The 4,476-nt window shown below is 52.8% G+C and carries 6 protein-coding genes and 1 pseudogene; 1 reads left to right on the top strand and 6 read right to left on the bottom strand.

Annotated elements, in window-relative coordinates; translation table 11 throughout:
- Positions 1-351: pseudogene (locus H8Q75_RS02645) on the top strand (hypothetical protein); the annotation flags it as partial.
- A gap of 4 nt (positions 352-355) precedes the next feature.
- Here H8Q75_RS02645 and H8Q75_RS02640 read toward each other — a convergent pair.
- The 6 genes from H8Q75_RS02640 to H8Q75_RS02615 form a co-directional block, all read right to left on the bottom strand.
- Positions 356-1,774 (bottom strand): FHA domain-containing protein, encoded by a 1,419-nt coding sequence (locus H8Q75_RS02640; protein WP_024124337.1) that lies wholly within the window; start codon positions 1,772-1,774, stop codon positions 356-358.
- Between the two features lie 43 nt (positions 1,775-1,817).
- The gene (locus tag H8Q75_RS02635; RefSeq protein WP_024124338.1) at positions 1,818-2,462 is read right to left on the bottom strand and encodes an FHA domain-containing protein; all 645 of its coding nucleotides are present in this window, start codon (positions 2,460-2,462) and stop codon (positions 1,818-1,820) included.
- A 168-nt stretch (positions 2,463-2,630) separates the two neighbouring features.
- Complete coding sequence (locus H8Q75_RS02630) at positions 2,631-2,840, bottom strand: hypothetical protein (protein WP_157869642.1); 210 nt, start codon at positions 2,838-2,840, stop codon at positions 2,631-2,633.
- Positions 2,841-2,947: 107 nt separating this feature from the next.
- Entirely contained in the window at positions 2,948-3,139 is a 192-nt protein-coding gene (locus H8Q75_RS02625) for a hypothetical protein (protein ID WP_051372766.1), read from the bottom strand.
- A gap of 28 nt (positions 3,140-3,167) precedes the next feature.
- Entirely contained in the window at positions 3,168-3,455 is a 288-nt protein-coding gene (locus H8Q75_RS02620; RefSeq protein ID WP_051372767.1) for an ATP-binding cassette domain-containing protein, read from the bottom strand.
- A 38-nt stretch (positions 3,456-3,493) separates the two neighbouring features.
- The coding region (locus H8Q75_RS02615) for an efflux RND transporter permease subunit (protein ID WP_297040253.1) at positions 3,494-4,476 on the bottom strand (983 nt) is incomplete at its 5' end.

The following is a 4,476-nucleotide window of genomic DNA, read 5'->3' as shown; positions in this document are numbered from 1 at the left end:
CCCACTAAGCGCGCACCTGCTGGTATTGAAGTTGCCCCAATGAGCACTCCCCCAGCTGAAACAACCCCCATCCCTGCAACTACCCTGCGTGAGGTGAAAACCTATTTTCAAGACCGTTGGCGCCCGCCGGCCAGCCTAGACACGAGTCTGGAGTACCGCATTGTCCTCAATCCCGATGGCACCCTTGCCCAAGCACTGCCCCTGAATGGTGCGGCAGTTCGTTTTATTGATCGCACGCCAATACCTTTACAGCAAAGTCCTCTGGCCAGTCCCTTTGGGGGCGATCGCCCGATTTTACTGCGGTTGGTCTTGATGCCCTCTGGAAGCGTGCAAGTGCTGGGTGAAAATTGATGTTCTATGAAGCACTTGAAGAGACTGCGGGGGTAATAGTTGCAATTTCCTGCAAGCGTTTCTTGACTTCGGCAGCATTAGGATAGCGTTCCCGAGGATCGGGGTGGGTCAAGCAGTTAATCAAATCCACCATTAGCGGATCTAAATGGGGAATGTCCTCGGCATAGAGACGATACTCACGGGTGCCCCAGCGGAAATAGGTCTCCGGTTCATAGCCCGTGAGTAAATACACCATTGTTGCCCCCAAGGCAAACAGATCTGAGGCCGGCTCGGGTTTTCCCTCCTGTTGTTCTGGTGCCGAATAGCCCACAGTACCAATAAATGTTCCAGATTCAGAGGTTAAGACGGATGCTTTACCCCAGCCCACGAGCACGAGTTCTGTTGCTTGCCGTTTGACGTAGGGATGAATGAGATTGGAGGGACGAATGTGTAAATGCAACACAGGGGGGTCTTGCTGGTGCAGCATTTCAAGCAACTCACACACAGGAATGAGCCAACGACTGACCTCAATCACGTTCATTGACCCTTGTTTTTGAACCCGCTGCTTGAGGGATTGGCCATAGACCATTTCCGAAACCAAATAGGAATCACTGCCGCACTGAAAGGCTTCCCAAAATTGGGGTAAGACCGGATGTTGGATGTTGCACAATTGCCGCGCTTGGCGCCGAAAGGCACGGATTTCCTCCCGTGAGGCAGCAAGACTATGTCCCTTAATCACTGCTGCTAGGCCACTGCGCCACCCCAAATAAATATTGCTTTGACCAAGGGCACGAATAATCTGGTAGTTACCGAGGGTTTTCCAGACCCGCAGAGGCACACCGCAATCAATGCAAAAAATATCGTTTTCTTGGGCATGGTTGTGCTGGCAATCGGGGGGAGCACGCCACTCGCTGAGTAAATGAACTGGCAGTTGACCTGTGACTGCAAACTCAGCCTCTTCCTCCTCTTGGGCGGTGACACTGCTACTACTGGAGGTGGGGGTGCTTTCTTCGGCACGGGATGGGGGTTCGGCCGCTGTACCAATGGCTTCTTCTTCCCCTGCATAGGTGCCCTTCTCAACATCTACTAAGCGACCTTCAGGCACCGTTTCCATGCGGGCACTGGGAGTGGCAGGACGCTGATCAGAACCAAGGCGAATTTGAATATTGGGGCCAGAGCGTGCCAAGCGCAGGATGCCACCATCCGTCAAGGTTGCCTGCTGAATGCGTTTGCCATCCAAATAGGTGCCGTTAGTGCCAAGGTTGACCACTTCCCATTGCAAACCATTACGACGGAGCTCCACATGGTGACGCGACACTACCGCGCTATAGAGCACGACATGATTATCAACTGCTCGGCCAATGCGGATAACATTTTCATTCTCAAAGGTCCAGCTTTGGACTGGGGTGGCTTGAACCGGATGGAGCAATGTCAATGTAATCACCTTGTCTAACCGCCTCTTCGTACCTGAATACACTCTAAAAGAACTAGGACATACGTTCATAGATAAAAGTGACTAAATCTCCCTTGCCCAATGCAATGCGATCGCCCGATTGCAGGCGGTGACGATTGCCCGGATATAGGGGAGTATTGTTAATGTAAGTTCCATTGGCACTTCCCACATCTTCAATATAGTGGGCATTCCCCTCAATGCGCAGATCCGCGTGGATACGGGAGACAATTTCTGAGTTGGGAAAGCCAGCCACATCAATATCGGGGGGAATACGATCATTGGGCTTGCCAATATGAATAACAGGACGCCCCGTGGGAATGTGCAGTTCGGTGCGAGTTTGCACATGAATCAGCTTAGCTTCAATAGTGGCAATCTCAACGGAGAAGACATGAGCCGGTGGTGGGGGCGGCGGGGATAGCCTTGGCAGGCGGCCTTGATGGGCAACGGGTCCCACTGTTGGTGCAGCACTGGCTGTCTGGTGCATCACCTCTGGCATTGGGGGTGGGCTGACGGCAATGCGACGCAAATTAAAACCACATTGGCCACAAAAACTAGCCTCTGGTTGAACTGGGGCACCACAATTTGGACACGGAGTCATACTGGGCATGGGCGAAAAGCACGCTTCACATTGAACAGCACCAACGGGATTGGGATGGAAACACTCGGAACAGATAATCATAGATATGATGCCCTATTCCACGACCCATCCAACCAACCTAAGATTCCCATGGCTTATCTCTATTTCCCGAGGTAAAGCTAAACAACCTAGCTTTCTCTACATTTAGGTTAGCTTTTACACCCCAATTCTATACGGGTTCATTGCCAAACGGCTGCTCATTGGGAACACCTAGAACCGACCACTGACATAATCGCGGGTTGAGGGATCTGCTGGCCTTTGAAAAAGTAAGGAGCTGGGAGCGTACTCAATCAGTTGCCCCGTTGTCTGTCCCTGGCTATTGGTTTGCAGGGCTAAAAAGGCCGTCCAGTCGGAAATCGGCGCTACCTGTGGCAGGTGATGGGTTGCCATGATCACAGTTAGGTGTGTTTGAGGTGACACAGACACTCCTCACATAAGGCGAGTAGCAGCAGTATCTAGCCCCATGCAGGGGTCATCCAGTAGCAAATCTCCGGTTGCAGGGCGATCGCCCACGCTAGGCAAAGACGCTATTGCTGCTCTAGGGGCAGGTGTAATGCCAGCTCGCCTAAATGATTTTTCAGAGTTTGCCACAGATCCACCTGTTCCAAGGAAGATTGCACAAGGGCATCGAGATCCCCCTGATAGCCATGCACACGGGCACTAAAGGCAACGTTGTCATAAATTGATTTTGGAAATAAAGACTGGGGCTTCAGGGGCATACGACAGCGCAGTTGTGATACATTCCACCTACTTGAGGGCATGCTGCCGATAGTGAATTTCTCCAGTCATGTGGAGATTCGGAAAAAGTTCAATCAAGCGGTTCAAACACCTTAACAGTAGGCTTGTGCCAGACCCCGAGGCACCGATCAATGTCACCCATTGTCGCGGGTAAATAGTGAGGCTGACATTCCTAAGCAGCGGTTGATTACGGGAGAACACACTCAGTTGGCGTACTTCGAGGAGGGTATCTTGGCCAATGGCAATAGGGTCAACAGTGGTCATCGGCAGGACTTGGGCAGCAGCGTCACTACCCATCTAAACCGTAATCTAAGCCGTAATGTTGAGCTACTGCATTAGTGTTGCTGAAGCTCCTCAGGGGAGGCGCCCGTTGGGGGAACAGCGGGTGCTGGCAATGGCGCAGGAAGACTGCGGTGGGTGGTACGCTCAAAGCCATGCAGAATCACATAAAAACAGGGAATGAGAAAGAGGGTGAGCAGTGTTGCCACCGCTAAGCCAGAAAACACAACAATGCCAAGGGGCTGCAAAAATTCTGAGCCTTCCCCTAGCCCCAATGCCAAGGGGAACATGCCCACCACCGTTGTAATCGTGGTCATCATAATCGGGCGCAGACGGGCAGGGGCAGCTTTGCGAATGGCTTGGCTACGGCTACAGCCCTGCTGCTGGTAAATTTCGTTGGCCAGTTCCACCATGATGATGGCATTGTTGACGACAATTCCCACCAGTAAAATGGCCCCGACAATTACCGTGGCGCCAATGGCCGTCCGTGTCAGGTACAAGCCCCAAATTCCACCGGCCAGAGCCAAGGGAATGGTAAACATAATCACTAGGGGGTCAAGCAGCGAGTTGTACTGTACCGCCATGACCACAAACACGAGAAAGGCCGCCAAACTGCCCAAGACCCCTAAGGCCTGCTGCAATTGCTGATTGGCTTGAGCTGCTGTACTGGGCATCAGGGACACCCCCGGTGGGAACTCAAGCTCCCTCAGAATGGCGTTGGTCTCAGCAAGTGCCGCACTGAGACTGGCGCCTTCGACCAGATTACCCGCCAGCATAAAGACTTGCTGCCGATTGATCCGCCGAATTTCCGCCGGTGCTTGACTGGGTTCGATGCGAGCGACATCCCCAAGGCGGAGGGGATGGTTATTGGCGGTAAAAAGGGGAATCGTGGCCAGGTCGGCAGGGTTTTGGATGCTCTCACTGTTGAGTTGGACGCGAATATCGACGAGGCGATCGCCCCGTTGCAGCCGCGTTGGCACAAACCCCGTCAAGGCTGTTTGAATCGTCTGGCCAAGATTGAGGGTATTCAGCCCTAGTT

This window comes from Thermosynechococcus sp. OHK43 (assembly GCF_014466085.1).
Taxonomy (GTDB): domain Bacteria; phylum Cyanobacteriota; class Cyanobacteriia; order Thermosynechococcales; family Thermosynechococcaceae; genus Thermosynechococcus.
Note: the sequence above shows the minus strand (reverse complement) of the source record. Positions and strands in the feature narration are given on the sequence as shown.